The 18444-nt window shown below is 71.4% G+C and carries 16 protein-coding genes and 1 tRNA gene; 10 read left to right on the top strand and 7 right to left on the bottom strand.

Annotated features, from left to right (window positions below; genetic code table 11):
• Positions 1-16 precede the first annotated feature (16 nt).
• Positions 17-553, bottom strand: coding sequence for an adenine phosphoribosyltransferase (locus LH62_RS05830; protein ID WP_043359901.1), 537 nt, complete (start codon positions 551-553; stop codon positions 17-19).
• 132 nt (positions 554-685) lie between these two features.
• Between LH62_RS05830 and LH62_RS05825 the strand changes: the two genes are divergently transcribed.
• On the top strand, positions 686-874 hold the full coding sequence (locus LH62_RS05825) for a DUF2842 domain-containing protein (RefSeq protein WP_043359899.1): 189 nt from the start codon (positions 686-688) through the stop codon (positions 872-874).
• Between the two features lie 48 nt (positions 875-922).
• Here LH62_RS05825 and LH62_RS05820 read toward each other — a convergent pair.
• Together LH62_RS05820 and LH62_RS05815 are read right to left on the bottom strand one after the other, a co-directional pair.
• Positions 923-999: transfer RNA gene (locus LH62_RS05820), tRNA-Pro, on the bottom strand.
• A 65-nt stretch (positions 1000-1064) separates the two neighbouring features.
• Positions 1065-1649 carry a TIGR00730 family Rossman fold protein gene (locus LH62_RS05815; RefSeq protein ID WP_043359898.1) on the bottom strand — a complete coding sequence of 195 codons (585 nt, stop codon included), beginning with the start codon at positions 1647-1649 and terminating at the stop codon, positions 1065-1067.
• 145 nt (positions 1650-1794) lie between these two features.
• Between LH62_RS05815 and LH62_RS05810 the strand changes: the two genes are divergently transcribed.
• The 7 genes from LH62_RS05810 (at position 1795) to LH62_RS05780 (ending at position 9301) form a co-directional block, all read left to right on the top strand.
• Positions 1795-2229 carry a cytochrome c gene (locus LH62_RS05810; RefSeq protein ID WP_043359896.1) on the top strand — a complete coding sequence of 145 codons (435 nt, stop codon included), beginning with the start codon at positions 1795-1797 and terminating at the stop codon, positions 2227-2229.
• 82 nt (positions 2230-2311) lie between these two features.
• Positions 2312-3667: a diaminopimelate decarboxylase gene (gene lysA / locus LH62_RS05805; protein ID WP_043359891.1), complete on the top strand. Its 1356-nt coding sequence runs from the start codon at positions 2312-2314 to the stop codon at positions 3665-3667.
• Positions 3640-6240, top strand: coding sequence for a DUF4175 domain-containing protein (locus LH62_RS05800; RefSeq protein ID WP_052213748.1), 2601 nt, complete (start codon positions 3640-3642; stop codon positions 6238-6240). Before lysA ends, LH62_RS05800 begins: the two co-directional genes overlap by 28 nt.
• Positions 6240-7193 carry a cation diffusion facilitator family transporter gene (locus tag LH62_RS05795; protein ID WP_043359888.1) on the top strand — a complete coding sequence of 318 codons (954 nt, stop codon included), beginning with the start codon at positions 6240-6242 and terminating at the stop codon, positions 7191-7193. The genes LH62_RS05800 and LH62_RS05795 overlap by 1 nt, the downstream gene beginning before the upstream one ends.
• A gap of 74 nt (positions 7194-7267) precedes the next feature.
• Entirely contained in the window at positions 7268-8437 is a 1170-nt protein-coding gene (locus LH62_RS05790; protein WP_043359886.1) for a zinc-dependent alcohol dehydrogenase, read from the top strand.
• Positions 8434-8946 (top strand): hypothetical protein, encoded by a 513-nt coding sequence (locus tag LH62_RS05785; protein ID WP_043359884.1) that lies wholly within the window; start codon positions 8434-8436, stop codon positions 8944-8946. Before LH62_RS05790 ends, LH62_RS05785 begins: the two co-directional genes overlap by 4 nt.
• 94 nt (positions 8947-9040) lie before the next feature.
• A complete protein-coding gene (locus tag LH62_RS05780; protein ID WP_043342021.1) occupies positions 9041-9301 on the top strand; it encodes a hypothetical protein in 261 nt (86 codons plus the stop codon).
• A gap of 41 nt (positions 9302-9342) precedes the next feature.
• On the opposite strand, the gene LH62_RS05775 is transcribed toward LH62_RS05780, so the two are convergent.
• The 4 genes from LH62_RS05775 to LH62_RS05760 all read right to left on the bottom strand — a co-directional run bounded on the left by LH62_RS05775 (position 9343) and on the right by LH62_RS05760 (position 14791).
• Positions 9343-9759 (bottom strand): tellurite resistance TerB family protein, encoded by a 417-nt coding sequence (locus LH62_RS05775; protein ID WP_043342020.1) that lies wholly within the window; start codon positions 9757-9759, stop codon positions 9343-9345.
• A gap of 62 nt (positions 9760-9821) precedes the next feature.
• Positions 9822-12614, bottom strand: coding sequence for an ATP-dependent DNA helicase (locus tag LH62_RS05770; protein ID WP_043359882.1), 2793 nt, complete (start codon positions 12612-12614; stop codon positions 9822-9824).
• Positions 12615-12695: 81 nt separating this feature from the next.
• The gene (locus tag LH62_RS05765; RefSeq protein WP_043359880.1) at positions 12696-13712 is read right to left on the bottom strand and encodes a D-cysteine desulfhydrase; all 1017 of its coding nucleotides are present in this window, start codon (positions 13710-13712) and stop codon (positions 12696-12698) included.
• An 86-nt stretch (positions 13713-13798) separates the two neighbouring features.
• Positions 13799-14791, bottom strand: coding sequence for an aspartate-semialdehyde dehydrogenase (locus tag LH62_RS05760; RefSeq protein WP_043359878.1), 993 nt, complete (start codon positions 14789-14791; stop codon positions 13799-13801).
• Positions 14792-14941: 150 nt separating this feature from the next.
• Between LH62_RS05760 and LH62_RS05755 the strand changes: the two genes are divergently transcribed.
• Both LH62_RS05755 and LH62_RS05750 read left to right on the top strand, forming a co-directional pair.
• Positions 14942-16513, top strand: a complete 1572-nt coding sequence (locus LH62_RS05755) for a lysine--tRNA ligase (RefSeq protein WP_043359874.1) — start codon at positions 14942-14944, stop codon at positions 16511-16513.
• Entirely contained in the window at positions 16513-18438 is a 1926-nt protein-coding gene (locus LH62_RS05750; RefSeq protein WP_043359872.1) for a lysylphosphatidylglycerol synthase domain-containing protein, read from the top strand. The genes LH62_RS05755 and LH62_RS05750 overlap by 1 nt, the downstream gene beginning before the upstream one ends.
• The last annotated feature ends 6 nt before the right edge of the window (positions 18439-18444 follow it).

Below are 18444 nucleotides of genomic sequence, written 5' to 3'. Positions count from 1 at the left end.
GCCTGGGCGGGAACCTCTACTCGTCGTAGCGCAGCAGGGTCTCGCAGGGGAGGTCAAGCCGGGCGCGGCCGTTGAGGAAGGCAAGCTCGATCAGCGCGGCAACGGCCGGCACCTCCGCCCCCGCCTGGCGCAGCAGGCCGATGCCGGCCGCCATGGTTCCGCCGGTTGCCAGCAGGTCGTCGAGCAGCACCACGCGCTGGCCGGGCTTCACGGCATCGGCCTGCATCTCGATCCGGTCGGTGCCGTACTCCAGAGCGTAGTCGAGGCCGATCGTCTCGCCCGGCAGCTTGCGCGGCTTGCGCAGCATGACGAAGCCGAGCCCAAGCTCCAGCGCCAGCGGGGCGGCGACCAGGAAGCCGCGGCTCTCGATGCCGGCCAGCACATCGGGCTTGTAGGGGCCGATCCTCGACGCCAGCCGCTCCATCGCCGCGCGCCAGGCGGGACCGTGCCGGAGGAGGGTCGAGATGTCGTAGAACAGGATGCCAGGCTTCGGGAAATCCGGGATCCCGCGGATATGCGCGCGGAGATCGAGATCGGGGTGGGTCTCGGGCATGGCCTGTCCTTCGGTGGGCGTGCCACCGGGTCCCGGCGGCGGCGCCAATAAGCACCGGGCGGGGGGAAGGCGCAACGGCCGGGCCGCGATTCGGGACTTGGCGCCGGCGTAGGGCTGGGCCATTTGCGGGGCATGTCCCGTGCCTCCATCGCCACGCTGGTCGGCCTTGCCGGCTTCCTCGCCTACGTCATCGCCGTGGTGACGCTGGCCGACCATGTGCTGCAGATGCATTGGGCGGTGCAGGCGCTGTTCTTCCTAGTCGCCGGCACGGTCTGGGCCTTCCCGGCCAGCAAGCTGATCCTGTGGGCTGGGGGCAAGTAAGGAAAAACCCCGCCAGCGGGGCTGGCGGGGTTTCCGGCGAGGCCGACTTGGTCGGAGCGAGAGGATTCGAACCTCCGGCCCCTGCGTCCCGAACACAGTGCTCTACCAGGCTGAGCTACGCTCCGCTGGTCGGCTCGTCGCCGCGGGAGGCGGCCATATAGCGGCCGGGCCCGGCCGCGGCAAGGGGGGATCAGAGGCGGCGCGCCGGGGCGCCCTCGCCGGCCGGGCTCTCGCGCAGCAGCGCCATGGCGGCCGGGACGTCGGGCGCCACGGCGAAGAGCTGCCGCGTTTCCTTGCCGGCAAAGCCGGCCGAGACCAGGTGATCGACCAGTGCTAGGAAGGGCTGCGCCCAGCCGGCGATGTCGAGCAGGATGATCGGCTTGTCGTGCAGGCCGAGCTGGCGCCAGGTCAGCACCTCCATCAGCTCGTCCATGGTGCCGAGGCCGCCGGAAAGGGCAATGAAGGCATCGGTCATCTCGTACATGCGGGTCTTGCGGCTGTGCATGCCGTCGGTGACCTCGAGCTCGGTGACCTTCGGGTGGGGGCGCTCGATCCGCGTCAGGAATTCGGGGATGACGCCATATACCGGCCCGCCGGCGGCGATGGCGGCCTCCGCCACCATTCCCATCAGCCCGACGCCGCCGCCGCCATAGACCAGGGCGAGCCCTGCCTCGGCCAGGGCGCGGCCAAGCGCCTCGGCCGCCGCCGCATGGACCGGGTCGGCGCCGGGGCGGCTGCCGCAGAAGACGGCGACGGATCGGATGGGCTCTGGCATCGGGTGAACTCCGGGTGCGGTCCGGCTGCAACGCGGCGGCGCCTTCCGGTATCCGGTGCGGCGTCGTTACAGTCCGAGGCTTGCCAATGGAAGGGGCAGCCATGCCATGATCGCAATCATGGGTTTAAGGTTAGGGAATTCTCGCATGGCATGGCGGATGATGATGTCGGCGCTGGCATTGCTGGCGCTGGGAGGAACGGCTTTGGCGCAGGGTGATGTCATCGCCGAGCGCCGGGCCGGGCTGAAGCGTATGGGCGCGCATATGGATGCGATCAAGCCCGTGGCGGAGGCACGGGGCGACGTGAAGGCGCTGGAGCCGCGGATCGACGACATGATCGCCTGGTTCCGCACCATGCCGACGCGCTTCCCGCCCGGCTCCGACCGAGGCGATACCAAGTCGCTGCCCGCGGTCTGGTCCGAGCGTGCCGGCTTTGATGCGGCAAACACCCGCATGCTCGGCCAGCTCGACGTGCTGAAGGCGGCCGCCGCCTCGGGCGATGCGGCGGCCTTCGCTACTGCCTTCCAGGCGACCGGGCCGCAATTCTGCGGCGGCTGCCACCGCACCTACCGGGCGCGCTGAGGCCCGGCCGTCGCGGTCCGGAGCCGCGACGGCCCCCAAGCGGGCGCTTGTCGCGCAGCCCCGTGGCGCCGCACAATGGGGGATGGTTTCCCCTCTTCCCCTCGCGCAGTCCGATGCCGACCCGAGCTTCGCCGAGATGCTGGCCGCCCGGCCGCATCTTTCCCTCCATGCCCTCGACGGATTGACGGTGGAGGAGGTGCCGCTGGCGCGCATCGCCGCCGTGGCCGGCACGCCGAGTTGGGTCTATTCCGCCGGGGCGCTCAGGCGCCGGGCGCGGGCGCTGAAAGCTGCGCTGGCGGCAGCGGGGCTGCGGGCCTCGGTGCATTACGCGGTGAAGGCCAACGGCAACCTCGCCGTGCTGCGGGTGCTGGCGGCCGAAGGACTCGGCGCCGATGTCGTCAGCGAGGGGGAGCTGAGGCTGGCGCGCGCCGCCGGCATCCCGGCCTCCGCCATCGTCTTCTCCGGCGTCGGCAAGACGGAGCGGGAGCTGCGCCTCGCCATTGCGGAAGATATCGCGCAGATCAACATCGAAAGCGCGGAGGAGGCGGCCATGCTCTCGGCGCTGGCCGCCTCGCTCGGGCGGGTGGCGCGGGTCGGGCTGCGGGTCAATCCGGATGTCGATGCTCGGACCCATGCCAAGATCACCACCGGCAGGTCGGAGAACAAGTTCGGCGTCGCCTTCGAGGATGCGCCGGCGCTCTATGCCCGCCTCGCCGCGCTGCCGGGGCTGCGGCCGGTCGGCATCGCCATGCATATCGGCAGCCAGATCACCAGCGGCATGGCGGCCTATCGCGCCGCCTACGCGCGGATGGCGGAGATGGCGCAGGCGCTGATGGCGCGCGGCCTGCCGGTGGAGCATCTCGACTGCGGCGGCGGCCTCGGCATCCCCTACCGGGACGAGCCGGCACCCTCGCCCGAGGCCCTGGCGGGGGCGATCGCCGCCACGCTCGGCCCGCTTGGCCTGCCGGTGATGCTGGAGCCGGGACGCTGGATCGCGGGGCCGCCCGGCCTGCTGCTGAGTTCCATCGTGTTGCAGAAGCAGGGGGCGGGGCGGCGTTTCCTGGTGCTCGACGCCGGGATGAACGACCTAGTGCGGCCGGCCATGTACGACGCCTGGCATGGCATCCTCCCCGTCGCGCCGGCGGATTGCGCCGCTGCGCTCAGTCCGGCCGATGTGGTCGGGCCGGTCTGCGAGACGGGCGACACCTTTGCGCGGGGCCGTGCGTTGCCATCTCTGCAACCGGGGGCGCTGGTCGCCTTCCTTGATGCGGGAGCCTATGGGGCGGTGATGAGCGGCACCTACAATGCGCGTCCCCTGGCGGCGGAAGTCCTGGTCGATGGCACCCGCTTCGCCGTGGTGCGGGAGCGGCAGGGCTTCGAGGCGATGCTGGCCGGGCAGCGGACGCCCGATTGGCTGGCCGGCGGGGGCGCTCCCTGAGCCCGGAGCGCCTCGCCGCGGCGCTGGCCCGCCGGCGCCGCCTGGCGCAGCTGGCCTTGCTGTGGGAAGGGTTGTGGCCCCGGCTCTGGCCGGTGCTGGCGGTGCTCGGCCTGTTCCTGGTCCTGGCCCTCTTCGATGTGCCGCGGCAATTGCCGGCGGTGCTGCACATCCTGCTGCTGCTGGGCTTCGCCGCGGCGCTCGGCCTGGCCGGGTGGCGGGCTGTCCGCGGCTTCATCCTGCCCGGCGAGGCGGCGGCGGAGCGGCGGTTGGAGCGGGAATCGGGATTGCGGCACCGGCCGCTGGCGGCGCTGGCCGACCGGCCCGCGGGCGACGATCCGGCGGCGCTGGCGCTCTGGCGGGTGCATCAGCAAAGGGCGGCGGCGCAGATCGGCCGGCTGCGGATCGGGACGCCGCGGCCCGGCTTGCCGGCACGTGATCCGCGGGCACTGCGGGCGGCGCTCGTCGTCGGGCTGGTCGCGGCCTTCGTCGTGGCCGGAGGCGAAACCGGGGAGAGACTGCGGCGGGCGGTCAGTCCGGCCTTCGCCGACTCGGCCACCGGGCCGGGGCTGCGGATCGAGGCCTGGGTGACGCCGCCGGCCTATACGGGGGCACCGCCGGTCTTCCTCGACCCGTCCGGTGGCAGTGTGACGGTGCCGGCGGGCAGCCGTTTGCAGGTCTCGCTCTCCGGCGGCGGAGGCAGCGTGCCCGAATTGCTGGCCGATGGGATGGCGACGCCCTTCCAGGCCCTGGATGCCGCGAGCTTCAGCGCGGAGATGCCGCTGGAGCGCGGGCTGCGGCTGGCCGTCCGCCGCGGTGGCGCGGAACTGGCCCATTGGTCGCTCAGCGTGCAGGCCGATGCGCCGCCCTCCGTTGCCTTCGCCGAGCCGCCGGGCCGGACGCAGCGCGGCCTCGGCACGCGGATGCCCTGGCGGGCGGAGGATGACTGGGGCCTTGCCGGACTGCGCGCCGAGCTTCGGCTGAAGGCGCGGCCCGAGGCGGCGGCGCTGGTGCTCGACCTGCCCCTGCCCGGCGGCAACCCGAAGACGGCACGCGGCACGGCGCAGCCCGACCTTTCCGCCCATCCCTGGGCCGGGTTGGAGGTGGAGGCGCGGCTCACCGCGCGCGACGGCGCCGGGCAGGAGGGCATCTCCGAGCCGGCGACCCTCACCCTGCCGGAGCGGAGCTTCAACCATCCGGTCGCGAAGCGGCTGATCGTCATCCGCCGCGAGCTGTCGGTGGAGCCGGAGCGCCGCACCCCCGCCCGCCGGGCGCTGGAGGAGGTGGCCGAGGCGCCGGAGGCCTTCGAGCACGATACCGCAACCTATCTCGCCCTCCGCGTCGCCCGTGGCCGGCTGTTGAACGACCGCCGGCCGGAGGCGGTGCGGGAGGTGCAGGACATCCTTTGGGAAGCCGCGCTGGCGCTGGAGGAAGGTCGCGACGGCCGCACCGCCCGCGCCTTGCAACAGGCGCGCGAGGCGCTGCGCGAGGCGCTCGACCAGGCCGAGCGGCAGCAGCAGGAGGCCCGCGAGAACCCCGAGCGGGCACCGGAGCAGGCTGAGCAGCGCGCCGAGGTGCAGCGTCGCATCCAGGAACTGCGCGACGCCATCCGCCAGCACCTGGAGGCGCTGGCGGAGCGGCTGCAGCGCGAGAATGCCGAAGCGATGCCGGAAGGCAGCCAGAACCGGCTGATGGACCAGCGCGAGATGGATCGCCGCACCCGCCGCATGGAGGAGGCCGCCCGCGAGGGCCGCACCGAGGATGCGAAGAAGGAGCTCGCCGAGCTCGAGGAGATGCTGAAGGCGCTGGAGGAAGGTCGCAGCCAGCGCGCCGAAAGCCCCGAGCGCCAGCAGCGCCGCGAGCGCGGCCAGCAGCAGATGGGCGTCGTCCAGGATATGGTGAAGCGGCAGAGCGACATGCTCGATCGCAGCCACCAGCGTGCCGAGCAGGGCGACCGCGAGCGCAACCAGCGCAGCCGCCAGCAGCAGCGCCAGCAGGCGCCGCAGCAGGGCGCCGAGGCGCAGCAGCAGCCCGAGGCCGGACAGGATGGCCGCCGCCAGCGCGCCTTGCGCCGGGCGCTCGGCGAGCTGATGCAGCAATTCGGCGACCTCACCGGGGAGATCCCGGAGGGCCTAGGCCGCGCCGACCAGGCGATGCGCGAAGCGCAGGAGGCACTCGGCCGGGGCGGCGATCCGCGCAACGCCCAGCAGCAAGCGCTCCGCGCCTTGCAGGAGGGCGGCCGGCAGATGGCGCAGTCCATGCAGCGGCAGTTCGGCAGCCCGCAGCCGGGCGAGGGCGAGGAGGAGGGCGAGCCCGGCGACATGGCTGGCGAGAACCAGCCCGGCGGCCAGGGGCAGGACCAGGCGCAGGGCCAGGGCGAGGGGCGCGACCCGCTCGGCCGCCGCTCGCGCGACGTGAACGGCAATGCTGACAACGGCGCCGATACACGCGTGCCGGAGGAGGCGGAGATGCTCCGCACCCGCAAGCTCCAGGACGAGCTGCGCCGCCGCGGCGGCGAGCGGGAACGGCCGCCGGAGGAACTCGATTACATCGACAGGTTGCTGAAGCGCTTCTGATGCCGCACGGGGATCACCACCACGACCATGGGCACGGCCATGGGCACGATCACGGCCCCGGCCATTCCCATGGGCCGGCGCCGGGCGAGCGCGGCTTTGCCCTTGGCATCTCGCTCAATCTCGGCTTCGTCGCGCTGGAAGTGGCGGCGGGGCTCGTCGCCGGCTCCATGGCGCTGCTGGCGGATGCAGGGCACAACCTGTCCGACGTGCTCGGCCTGGTGCTGGCCTGGGTGGCGGTGCGGCTGGCGCGGCGGCTGCCGGGCGGGCGGCGGACCTATGGCTGGCATCGCGGCACCATCCTGGCGGCGCTCGGCAATGCCATGCTGCTGCTGGTTGCCGTCGGCGCCATCGCCCTGGAATCGGTGGAGCGGTTGATGGAGCCGGCACCGGTTGCCACCGGCTTCATGATGGCCGTGGCGGCGGCGGGCATCCTGGTCAATGGCGGCACGGCACTGCTCTTCGCCCGCGGGCGGGAGGCGGATATCAACCGGCGCGGCGCCTATCTGCACATGGTCGCCGATGCCGGCGTCTCGGCCGGCGTGGTGGTTGGCGGGCTGCTGATCCGGCTGACGGGGTGGGACTGGGTCGATCCGGTGGTCGGGCTGGTCATCGCCGGCGTCATCCTCGTTGGCACCTGGGGGTTGCTGCGGGAATCGGTCGACCTCGCCATGGATGTGGTGCCGCGGGGCATCGAGCCGGAGGCGGTGAGCGCCTGGCTGGCGGGGCAGCCGGGCGTCGCCGAGGTGCACGACCTGCATATCTGGGCGATCTCCACGACCGAGACGGCGCTGACCGCGCATCTGGTGCGGCCGGGCGCGGCGATGGATGACGGCTTCCTCACCGTCGTGCAGCGGGGCCTACGCGAGCGCTTCGGCATCGGCCATGCGACCTTGCAAGTGGAACAGGGCGACCCGGCGCATCCCTGCGCGCTCGCCCCCGCCGAGGCGCTGTAGCGCCGTTCCGCGCCCGGCCCGACAACCCGGACCGGTGGCATCGCGTTGCCTCCCCGACTGGGAGAGACATTCCGATGCGCGCACTCTGTTGGCATGGCAAGCAGGACATCCGCTGCGACACGGTCCCTGACCCGAAGATCGAGCATCCGCGTGATGCGATCATCAAGGTCACGTCCTGCGCGATCTGCGGTTCCGACCTGCATCTCTACGACAACTTCATGCCGGGCATGGAGAATGGCGACATCATGGGCCATGAGACCATGGGGATCGTCGAGGAGGTCGGGTCCGAGGTCACCAACCTGAAGAAGGGCGACCGCGTCGTCATTCCCTTCACCATCTTCTGCGGCGAGTGCGACCAGTGCCGGCGCGGCAACTTCTCCGTCTGCGAGCGGAGCAACCGCAACAAGTCGCTGGCCGATAAGGTCTTCGGTCATACCACCGCCGGGCTGTTCGGCTACACGCACCTGACCGGCGGCTATCCGGGCGGGCAGGCGGAATACCTGCGCGTGCCCTTCGCCGACAAGACCCACATCAAAGTGCCGCTCGGTGTCCCCGACGAGACGCTGCTCTTTCTCAGCGACATCTTCCCGACCGGCTGGCAGGCCGCGGTGCAGTGCGACATCCAGCCCGACGACACCGTCGCCATCTGGGGCTGCGGGCCGGTCGGGCAATTCGCCATCCGCTCCGCGCTGTTGCTGGGGGCGAAGCAGGTGATCGCCATCGACCGCGTGCCGGAGCGGCTGGCCATGGCCGAGGCGGGCGGTGCCACCACCATCGACTTCTCGAAGGACAGTGTGGTCGAGCGGCTGAATGAGCTGACGCGCGGCAAGGGCCCGGAGAAGTGCATCGACGCCGTGGGCATGGAAGCCCATGCGACGGCGACCATCGACAGCATGTATGACCGCGCCAAGCAGGCGGTGATGCTGGAGACCGACCGGCCTCATGTGCTGCGGGAGATGATGTATGTCTGCCGTCCCGCCGGCGTGCTTTCCATCCCCGGTGTCTATGGCGGGCTGCTCGACAAGGTCCCCTTCGGGATGGCGATGAACAAGGGCCTGACCTTCCGCATGGGCCAGACGCATGTGAACCGTTGGACCGACGACCTGCTGCGGCGGATCGAGATGGGGCAGATCGACCCCTCCTTCGTCATCACCCATACCGTCGGGCTGCAGGACGGGCCGAACATGTACAAGACCTTCCGCGACAAGCTGGACGGCTGCATCAAGGTGGTGCTGAAGCCATGAGCCGGACGCGCGGATCGAACCAGGCCCTGGCGCTGGCGCAGGGGCTCGGCTGGTTCAGCATCGCCCTCGGCGTGGCCGAAGTGCTGGCGCCGCATCGCGTCACCCGGGCGACCGGGCTGCACGGGCACGAGCGTCTGGTCTCCTCCTATGGCGTGCGGGAGATCGTCACCGGCATCGGGCTGCTGACGGCGAAGGACCCGACGCCCTGGGTCTGGGGCCGCGTCGGCGGCGATGCGCTCGATCTCGGCACGCTCGCGGCAGGCGTCGCGGGGCCGCAGCGGGAGCGTTCGGGTGTCGCCTTCCTGATGACGCTCGGCATCGCGGCGCTCGATGTCGCCTGCGCGCTGGCGTTGCGGCGGCCGTTGCCAGCGGCAATGGCAAGCTTCCGTCGGCGGAGCGGCCTGCCGAAGCCGCCCGGGGCGATGCGCGGCGCTGCGAGCGACTTCGTCGTACCGGCGGATTTCCGCACGCCGGAGGCGCTAAGGCCGCTGAACGAGAAGGCCGGCTGAAAGGCCGCCGTATCAAACCCGCCTCATATGGGACCGTTGTAGGAAGGCTGTCTGCGGGAGCCTCCTCCCAGGCCATACACAGGGATCAGTCATCATGAGCAAGCCGCATTCCCGGACCACCGAGAAGAACAACGACCATTCCGGCGGCGGCCCGGGCAGCAGCCACCAGGGCGGCTCGCATGGGCACGCGACACGCTCCGACGACAAGGCGAACAGCGACACGACGCGCGAGCCGGGCACGCCGACCAACCCGGACCGCTCCCGTGTCTCGGGCGGCGGGGGTGAGCGCGACGTCGCGCATACGCACGACACCGCCTACAAGAGCTCGAAGCACAGCAGCTCGAAGAACGACTGAGGCCGGCCGCTCCTGCGTGCTGCGGCACGCCGGGGCATTCCTCAGATCACTTGGTAGCGTGCCCGTGCCGCCCGCTCGATGGCGCCGGCGATGAGGCGGTCGATATCCATGGCGATGCGGAAGTCCTGGAGGAATTGCAGCTCTTCCTGCGTCAGGTCGCCATCCGCCGCAGCCACCTCGCAGGCCAGCAGATAAGCCGTCTCGCGCAGCCGGGCCGGCAGGGCCTCGCGGATCAAGGTGCAGGCGCGGTCCAGCCCGTCCGCTCGGTCGAGCAGGGTGAGGCAGGTCTCGGTGACGCTCGAGATGCCGTTCGGGTGGAAGTCGCTGAAGGCCGGCAGGGTCTGCACCAAGCGGGACATCATGGCGAGCTCGGCATCCGACATCATGCGGTCGGAGGCCGCCATCAGCACCATGGCGCAGACCAGCGCCTCCTGCGGATTGAAACGGGTGTTGGGCATGGGGGCCTCGCTTTCCTGCGGTTGGTCGCCCGGCCGGCGGGCGGCGTCAACCACCCGGCCTGTCACCCTTCTGCCAGGAAGGCACGCGTCTCCGCCACCACATCGGCGAGGCCGGTCCGCCGCAGCGGCACCCCCTCCGGCAGGCCGGCCAGCAGCCGGCTCGGGCAGGAGCGGTCGAGCAGGACGAAGACGCCCCGGTCATCCGCCCGACGGATTAGCCGGCCGAAGGCCTGGCGCAGCCGGTGCCGGGCCAGCGCATCGTCATAGCCCTTGGGGTCGCCGCCGGAGAGGTGGACGCGCCGCTCCCGGTGCAGGATGGAGGGGCGTGGCCAGGGCACCCGGTCGAAGACCAGCAGGCGGAGCGAGCGGCCAGGTACGTCGACGCCGTCGCGCATCGCATCCGTCCCGAGCAGGCAGGAATTCTCCTCGGCGCGGAAGACATCGACCAGCGTGGCGTTGTCCATCGCGTCCATGTGCTGGGCGTAGAGCGGGATGCCGGCCGCCTCCAGACGGGGCGCCATGTGGCGGAAACCGTCGCGCAGCCGGCGGATGGCGGTGAAGAGGCCCAACCCCCCACCGCCGGCCGCCAGGAAGAGCGCCCCCATCGCCGCCGAGACCTGGGCGGTGCGGGTCTTGTCCACATCCGTCACGACAAAGGCGCGGGTGCGGGCGGCATAGTCGAAGGGGGAGGGGAAGGCGGCGCGGATGGCCGGCGCCGCCAGGTGGCTGGCGCCGGTGCGCGCCTCGGCGGCGACCCAATCGGCCTCCTGGTCGCCGCCGAGGCCGGCATCGCGCAGCGTCGCCGAGGTGACGAGCAGCCCATGGGCCGGGGCGGCGACGGTGAGGGCGAATGGCGTCGTCGGGTCGAGCCAGTGGCGGTGCAAGCCGGCATCCACGTCCCGCCCCTCGCGGCGGGTCAGCGCCAGCCAGTCGACGAAGGCGCGGCGCTCGCCGGGGGCGGGCGGCGGCTCGCGGAGCGCCCGGAGCATGCCCTGCCAAGCGGCAAGCGGCATCAGCCCGCGGCGCTCGATGCCCTTGGCGGCGGTCTCGTAGCGGATGCGGTCGGCGGTCTCCAGCTCCTCCACCTCATCTTCGAGCCGGGCCATCAGCTTCTCGCGCAGCCGGGCCAGCGGCTCCTCGATGCGCTTGAGCGCGCGCTCCAGCGCCTCGCCGGCCTCGGGCAGGTCCTCGCCGAGCGGGTGGAGGTCGCATTCGACGTCGTAGAGCCCGTCCTCCTCACGCGCGCGGGCGAGGACCTGGCGGCGGGCGGCACGGAGGAAGGTCTCGGTCGGGTTGGATTGCCGCTCGGCGGCGGCCTCGGAGGCGGGCTCACGAGGTTCCTCCGAGAGGCGCGTCACCCAGCCGAGGCCGGGCAGGGCGCGGGCGGCGTGAAGGGCGGCTTCCATCGGCGGCAGCAGGTCGGGCAGGTCGCCGGCCAGCTCCTCGATGCGACGGCGGAGGCCGCGGGCGCGGCTGCGGCCGCCCTCGGCGCCGAGCAGCCAGCGGCGCAGCTCCGCCGTCTCGCCGCCGCACAACGCCGCGGAGAAGGCGGCATCGGCGGCGTCGAACAGGTGGTGTCCTTCGTCGAAGACGTAGCGGAGGGGCCGCGCATCCTCCGCCCCGCCCTGCGCCGCCTGGACCATCACCAGCGCATGGTTGGCGATGACGAGCGAGGCCGTGCGGGCGCGGCGGATGGAATGCTCGACATAGCATTGCTTGTAGCGCGGGCAGGCGGAGCGGATGCACTCGCCCCGGCGGTCGGCCAGCGGCCAGATGCTGGCGGGGCCGTGCAGCTCCGCTACCCAGCCGGGGAAGTCACCGGCCATCAGGTCGCCGTCGCGCGTTGCCAGGGCCCAGCGGGCGACGAGGGCGAGCGGCACCGCCATATCGGGATGGGTCGCCTGGCCCAGCATCTCGTCGAGGTTCAGCAGGCAGAGGTAGTTCTCCCGCCCCTTGCGGACGACGACGCGGCGGCGGCGCTCCTCCGGCTCGGGGTAGAGGCGGGCCAGCTCCTGGTCGATCTGGCGCTGGAGGTTGCGGGTGAAGGTGCTGATCCAGACCGGGGCGCCGTTGCGCTCGGCCCAGAGGCTGGCCGGAGCGATGTAGCCGAGGGTCTTGCCCGTGCCCGTGCCCGCCTCGGCCAGGACGAGATGCGGGGTGCCGCGATCCTCCCTTGGCGCGAAGGCGCCGCTGGCGGCGGAGGCATAGTCGGCCTGCTGCGGCCGCTGCTCCGAGCCCTCGCCGAGGATCTGGGCGAGGCGGGTGCGCGCCTCGCCGGGCGAGACATCGAAGCTGCCGGGGGGCTGGGCGGGGCCGGGGTCCTCCCAGTCGGGCAGGCGGCGCCAGACCTTGTAGGGGTCGAGGGAGGGCTTTTCCGCCTCGGCGCCGAGGGCGGCGAGGACGGACTCGGCCCAAGGCCAGCCGGCGATCTTCTTCATCTGAGCGGCGAGGATGGCGGCGTCGCGGTTCAGCGGCAGGTGGCGGCCGGCGGCGAGGTGGCGCAGCAGGATCGTCGCCATCTCCGGCAGCTGGGCTGCGGCGGCGGCGTCATCCGCCGGCAGGGGAAGGTCGAGCGCCATGGCGAGGCCGCGCGGCGTCGGCGCGGCCGGGCGGGCCGGCATGCAGAAGGCGAAGAGTTCCAGCAGGTCGAAAGCCAGGTCGAAGCGCGGCAGGTCGAGCCGGCGAGCGGCGGCCGGCGCATGGACCAGCAGCGGCGCCGCGCCGCCCAGCGCCTCGGCGAGGCCGGAGGCGGGCACCGCGAGCAACTCGCCATCCGGGGTGAGAAGCGTGGCGCGGCCGAGCCCGGCGATCAGGGCCGGGGCATCGGGCAGGAGAAGGCGCGGGGGCTGGGGCATGTGTTCGCGCTTTACCCCAGAACCCGCGCCGGGTCTTTAGAACTCCCCACAAAACCGCTTCGCAGTTTTGCGGGGGGCCGATTAGGCGGCGATGTCGCCGGGCAGGCCAAATGCCTCCGGATAGCCGAAAAGCCCCGCCTGCCCGCCGGTATGGAGGAAGACGACGTTCTGGTCCTTGGTGAACTGGCCCTTCTGGATCAGGTCGATCAGCCCTGCCATGCCCTTCCCCGAATAGACGGGGTCAAGGAGGATGCCCTCCTTCTGCGCCACCAGCTTCACCGCCTCGACCATGCCCTCGGTCGGGATGCCGTAGCCCTGGCCGACATAGTCGCAATTGGCGACGACATGCTCCGGCCTGATGATCCCTGGCAGGCCGAGATGGGCGGCTGTGCGCTCGGCCAGCGCCAGCACATTCGCCTCCTGCTTCGGCTTCGGCGCGCGGACGCCGATGCCGAGGACGGGGATGCCGCTGTTCAGTGCAACCAGCCCGGCGACCAGCCCCGCCTGGGTCCCGGCCGAGCCGGTGGCGTGGACGAGGTGGTCGATGCGCAGGCCCATCTCGGCCGCCTGGGCCACCAGCTCGAGCGCGGCGTTGACGTAGCCGAGCGCCCCGACCGGGTTGGAGCCGCCGCCCGGGATGACATAGGGCTTGCGCCCCTTGGCTCGTAGATCGGCGGCGACGGCCTCCATCTCCGCCTGCATGTCGACGCCACCAGGACGACGGGCGACCTGGGCGCCGTGTAGCTTGTCCATCAGCACGTTGCCGGACTGGGTATAGGCCGGGTCGGTGGAGCCGGTGCGGTCCTCAAGCAGGATCAGGCAGTCGAGGCCGAGCTTGGCCGCGGCGGCGGCGGTCTGCCGGGCATGGTTCGACTGGGTGGCGCCCTGGGTGATCAGCATGTCGGCACCCTGGGCCTGCGCATCGGCGCAGAGGAATTCCAGCTTCCGCGTCTTGTTGCCGCCGGTGGAGAGGCCGGTGCAGTCGTCCCGCTTGATCCAGAGCTGCGGGCCACCGAGGTGGCGGGAGAGCTGCTCCATGGGTTCCAGCGGCGTCGGCATGTGGCCGAGGCGGATGCGCGGGAAGCGGGCGAGGTTCATGCGGGACGTATCCTTGGCTGGCCGTGTTCCGCCAAGGCTAGCCGGGTTCGCTGGCGGGGACGAGGGTGTCCGTCCCCGCCCTCGGGTCAGCGCAGCCGCTCGGCGATCTGCACCGCATTCAGCGCCGCGCCCTTCAGCAGCTGGTCGCCGCAGAGGAAGAGGTCGAGGCCGCAATCGCCGAAGACCGGGTTAGCCCGGATGCGGCCGGCTTCGACATCGTCCTGGCCGGTGGCGGTAATCGGCATCGGGTAGAGCTGGGCGGCGGGGTCGTCCACCACCTTCACCCCCGCGGCCTTGGCCAGCACGGCACGGGCGGCCTCGGGCGTCACCGGCCGCTCGGTCTCGATCGTCACTGCCTCGGCATGGACGCGGAAGGTCGGGATGCGGACGGCGGTGCAGGAGATCAGTAGGTCCGGCAGGCCCATGATCTTCCGGCTTTCCCAGGCGACCTTCATCTCCTCGCGCGTGTAGGCGTTCGGCTGGAAGCTGTCGATCTGGGGGATGACGTTGAAGGCGAGGGGGTGGGCGAAGACCTCATGCCCAGCCTGGCCGCCCTCCAGCAGCACCCGGCGCGTCTCCCGCTCCAGCTCGGCCATGCCCTCGGCACCGGCGCCGCTGGCCGCCTGGTAGGTGGAGACGATGACGCGCTTCAACCCGAAGGCCTGGCGCAGCGGCTCCAGCGCCACCACCAGGATGGCGGTGGTGCAGTTGGGGTTGGCGATCAGCCGATGGTTGCCGATGGCCTCGGCATTCACCTCCGGCACCACCAGCGGAACATCCTGCTCCAGCCGGAAGGCGGAGGAATTGTCCACCACCGCGACGCCGGCCTCGGCCAGGGCCCGGGCATGGGCCTTGGCGAAGTCGCCCGAGACGGCGAGCAGGGCGAGGTCCAGGCCGCGGGCGGCCTCAAGGCTGTAGGCCTCGATGGTGACCTCGCCGAAGGGCGTTTTCTGTTTGGTGCCGGCGCTGCGGGTCGAGGCGAAGAGGCGCAATTCCGTGACGGGGAAGCGCCGCTTGGCCAGCACCTCCACCAATTCCTTGCCGACCGCGCCCGTGGCTCCGATCACGCCAACCCGCATGGCACCTTTCACTCCTGTGCAACCTTGCCCGCTTAGCGCAGGGGAGTTGCCAATTCTACAAGGACTTGGCCTCGCCGGCCGCCGGGCAGCCATGCATCGGGTGTGGTGTCCTGCGTTGACCGCATCGCCGCCCCCTGCCATCTGCCCTGCATGAGCGCCGATCCATCCCTCCGCACCGTCAAGGCCTGGCCCTTCGAGGAAGCCGCCAAGGTCGCCGACCGGCTGGCCGCGGCGCCGAAGCCGGAGGGCAGCGCCCTCTTCGAGACGGGCTACGGACCTTCCGGCCTGCCGCATATCGGCACCTTCGGCGAGGTGGCGCGCACGACCTGGGTGCGGCGCGCCTTCGAGCGGATGACCCGGCTGCCCGCCCGGCTGCTGGCCTTCTCGGACGACATGGACGGCCTCAGGAAGGTGCCGGACAACGTTCCGAACAAGGAGATGCTGACCGGGTATCTCGGCCGGCCGCTGACCGCCATCCCGGACCCCTTCGGCACGCATGACAGCTTCGGAGCGCACAACAACGCCCGGCTGCAGGCCTTCCTCGACGCCTTCGGCTTCGACTACGAGTTCGCCTCCTCGACCGACTACTACCGCTCCGGCCGGTTCGACGCGGCGCTGCTGCGCATGGCGGAGCGGCACGAGGAGGTTAGGGGGGTCATCTTGCCGACCCTCGGCCCAGACCGCCGCGCCACCTACTCGCCCTTCCTGCCGATCCATCCCGAGACCGGCCTCGTCATGCAGGTGCCGATGGAGGAAGTCCGCCCGGCCGAGGACCTGCTGGTCTGGACCGACCCCGAGACGGGTAAGCGCCACGGCACCCGCATCACCGGCGGCCATTGCAAGGCGCAATGGAAGGCCGACTGGGCGCTCCGCTGGTACGCGCTCGGCGTCGACTACGAGATGTCGGGCAAGGACCTGATCGACAGCGTACGGCTCTCCGGACAGATCTGCCGCGTCCTCGGCGGGCAGCCGCCGGTCGGCTTCACCTACGAGTTGTTCCTCGACGAGACCGGGGGAAAGATCAGCAAGTCGAAGGGCAACGGCCTGACCATCGACGAATGGCTGCGCTACGCCCCGCCGGAGAGCCTGGCGCAGTTCATGTACGGCCAGCCGCAGCGGGCGAAGCGGCTGTTCTTCGATGTCATCCCGCGCGCAGTAGACGACTATCTCGCCAATCTCGAGAAGCTGAAGGCGGCACCGGACGGCACCAACCCGGCCTGGCACATCCATGGCGGCAGCAGCAACGATCCCGGCTCGCCGATCTCCTTCGCCATGCTGCTGAACCTCGCCAGCGTGGTGAATGCCGAGGGGCCGGAGATCCTCTGGGGCTTCATTGGCAAATATGCGCCGGGCGTCACCGCCGAGAGCCACCCGATGCTTGCCCGCCTCGCCGAGCATGCCGTCGCCTATTACCGCGACTTCGTCGCCCCGCAGAAGCGCCACCGGGCGCCAAGCGCGGTGGAGCGTGGCGCGTTGGAGGATTTGCTGGCCGCGCTGCGCGCTCTGCCGGCCGAGAGCGATGCCGAGGCGATCCAGGCGTTGCTCTACGAGGTCGGCAAGCGGCATGAATTCGCCAGCCTGCGCGACTGGTTCTCCTGCCTCTACCAGGTGCTGCTTGGCCAGCAGGAGGGGCCGCGCTTCGGCGGCTTCGTTGCGCTTTACGGCATCCCGGGCACGATCGGGCTGATTGAGGCGGCGCTGGTGCGGGAGATTGCAGCCTAGTGTCCGGAACGCTGGCCTGGCTCCGCCGGCATGGGGCGACGGTGTTCGGCCTCGTGCTGCTCGTCGGTGCGCTCTATGTGGTGCAGAAGGAGTTCCGTGGCCTCTCGGTCGCGGAAATCCGCGAAGCGATGGGCAAGCTCACCGTGGGCGCCTTGTGGATGGCGGGCGGCCTTACCGTCGTCGCCTATCTGGTGCTGGCGGCCTATGACAAGCTGGGGTCGAGCTATGCCGGGCGGCCGGTCTCCTGGCCGAAATCGCTGCTCGCCTCCTTCTGCGGCTATTCGCTGGCGCACAACCTTGGCTTCGCCGCCGTATCGGGGGCTGCGGTGCGCTACCGGCTCTACTCCGCCTGGGGGCTGACGCCGCTCGAGATCGCCAAGGTGGTGGGCTTCACCAGCCTCACCTTTGGCCTCGGCGGCATGGCGCTCGGCGGCCTCGTGCTGATGTTCGAGCCGGAGGTGGTGCCCTTCTTCGGCAGCACCATGCCGCGCTGGGCCTTGCAGGCGCTGGCGCTGCCGCTCTGGGGCATCGTCGGCACCTATGTGGTGCTGAGCCGCTTCCGGCGGCATGTGCGCATCCTGAAATACGAGATCGACCTGCCGAGCCCGCGCATGGCGCTGATGCAGACGCTGCTCGCCACCGTCGACGTGGCGATGACGGCGGCGATCTTCTACACGCTGCTGCCGCAGGCGGAAGGGCTGACCTTCCTCCGCTTCGTCGGCATCTACCTCGCCTCCTACGCGGTCGGCATCGCGGCCAGCGTGCCCGGCGGCCTCGGCGTCTTCGACGGCGCCATACTGCTCGGCCTGCAACCCTACATGCCGGCGCCGGAGGTGGTGGGGGCGCTGCTGGTCTTCCGGCTTTACTACTACATCATCCCGCTCTTCATCGCCGGCGGGCTCTTCGTCTCCTTCGAGCTCGGCCAGCGGCGGGCGGTGCTGCAGCGGATGAGCGCCTTCGGGCGCGGGACGGATGCGCTGGAGGTGCCGGCCATCGCCTCGCTGGTCGCGCTGGCCGGCGCCCTGCTGGTCTTTCTCGGGGCACTGCCGACCAAGGGCACGATCCTTGAGGAATGGGCCGGCCACATCGCCGCGCTGGCATCGCATTTCGCCGCCTCAGTCGTCGGCTCGCTGCTGCTGGTGATGGCCTATGGGCTGCTGCGGCGGCTGACCATTGCCTGGGGCTTCACCCTCTTCCTGCTGGTGAATGGCGCCGGCATCGCCTGGCTGCGGGGCGAGGCCTGGTGGCTCTGGTGCGCCTTCCTGCTGCTCGCCGTGCTGGTGGCGGCGCTGCGCCAGGCCTTCTACCGCGACAGCCGGCTGGCCCGGGAGCCGCTCTCGCCCCAAGCGCTGGTGCCGCTGCTGGCGGTGACGGCCTCCGGCATCACCCTCGCCCTCATCGCCTATGGCGGAAGGGTGGCGGATGAGAGTTGGTGGACGGTGGCGATGTCGCCCCTGGCGCCGGACAGCCTGCGCTTCACCGTGGGGCTGACCGGGGTGCTGCTGCTCTTCGCCATGGTGCGGCTGCTGCGGCCGGCGCGCTTCCGGCCGCTGGTTTGGGAGTCAGGGGTGCGGGCGCGGCTCGCCTCGCTCGGCGCCCTCGCCCCGGCCGAGGCGGATGGCGCGGTCTTCGGCGAGGCGGAGCGGGCAGGCTTCGCCTTCCTGAAGCGGGACGGTGTCTGGCTGGCGCTCGGCGACCCGGCAGGGGACCGGCGGGACGCCATCTCCGCCATCTGGCGCTTCCGCGACCTTTGCGAACGGGCGGGGGTCGACCCGGCCTTCTGGCGCGTGGGGCCCGATTTTCTGCGGGTCTATGGCGATATCGGCTTGGTCGCAGTCTCGCTCGGCGAGGGACCCCGCTACCTGGCGCTGCGGGCCGAGCGGGACCTGGCGAAGCTGCGGGAGCTGTTGCCGCGCGAGGCGTGATGCCTC

The sequence above is a fragment of the Belnapia sp. F-4-1 genome (genome assembly GCF_000802185.1).
GTDB lineage: Bacteria > Pseudomonadota > Alphaproteobacteria > Acetobacterales > Acetobacteraceae > Belnapia.
Note: the sequence above shows the minus strand (reverse complement) of the source record. Positions and strands in the feature narration are given on the sequence as shown.

Excerpts from the sequence above, each read along its gene's own strand:
- LH62_RS05830 (WP_043359901.1), bottom strand. The coding sequence starts at position 553 with ATGCCCGAGACCCACCCCGATCTCGATCTCCGCGCGCATATCCGCGGG.
- LH62_RS05825 (WP_043359899.1), top strand. The coding sequence starts at position 686 with ATGTCCCGTGCCTCCATCGCCACGCTGGTCGGCCTTGCCGGCTTCCTC.
- LH62_RS05815 (WP_043359898.1), bottom strand. The coding sequence starts at position 1,649 with ATGCCAGAGCCCATCCGATCCGTCGCCGTCTTCTGCGGCAGCCGCCCC.
- LH62_RS05810 (WP_043359896.1), top strand. The coding sequence starts at position 1,795 with ATGGCATGGCGGATGATGATGTCGGCGCTGGCATTGCTGGCGCTGGGA.
- lysA (WP_043359891.1), top strand. The coding sequence starts at position 2,312 with ATGGTTTCCCCTCTTCCCCTCGCGCAGTCCGATGCCGACCCGAGCTTC.
- LH62_RS05795 (WP_043359888.1), top strand. The coding sequence starts at position 6,240 with ATGCCGCACGGGGATCACCACCACGACCATGGGCACGGCCATGGGCAC.
- LH62_RS05790 (WP_043359886.1), top strand. The coding sequence starts at position 7,268 with ATGCGCGCACTCTGTTGGCATGGCAAGCAGGACATCCGCTGCGACACG.
- LH62_RS05785 (WP_043359884.1), top strand. The coding sequence starts at position 8,434 with ATGAGCCGGACGCGCGGATCGAACCAGGCCCTGGCGCTGGCGCAGGGG.
- LH62_RS05780 (WP_043342021.1), top strand. The coding sequence starts at position 9,041 with ATGAGCAAGCCGCATTCCCGGACCACCGAGAAGAACAACGACCATTCC.
- LH62_RS05775 (WP_043342020.1), bottom strand. The coding sequence starts at position 9,759 with ATGCCCAACACCCGTTTCAATCCGCAGGAGGCGCTGGTCTGCGCCATG.
- LH62_RS05770 (WP_043359882.1), bottom strand. The coding sequence starts at position 12,614 with ATGCCCCAGCCCCCGCGCCTTCTCCTGCCCGATGCCCCGGCCCTGATC.
- LH62_RS05765 (WP_043359880.1), bottom strand. The coding sequence starts at position 13,712 with ATGAACCTCGCCCGCTTCCCGCGCATCCGCCTCGGCCACATGCCGACG.
- LH62_RS05760 (WP_043359878.1), bottom strand. The coding sequence starts at position 14,791 with ATGCGGGTTGGCGTGATCGGAGCCACGGGCGCGGTCGGCAAGGAATTG.
- LH62_RS05755 (WP_043359874.1), top strand. The coding sequence starts at position 14,942 with ATGAGCGCCGATCCATCCCTCCGCACCGTCAAGGCCTGGCCCTTCGAG.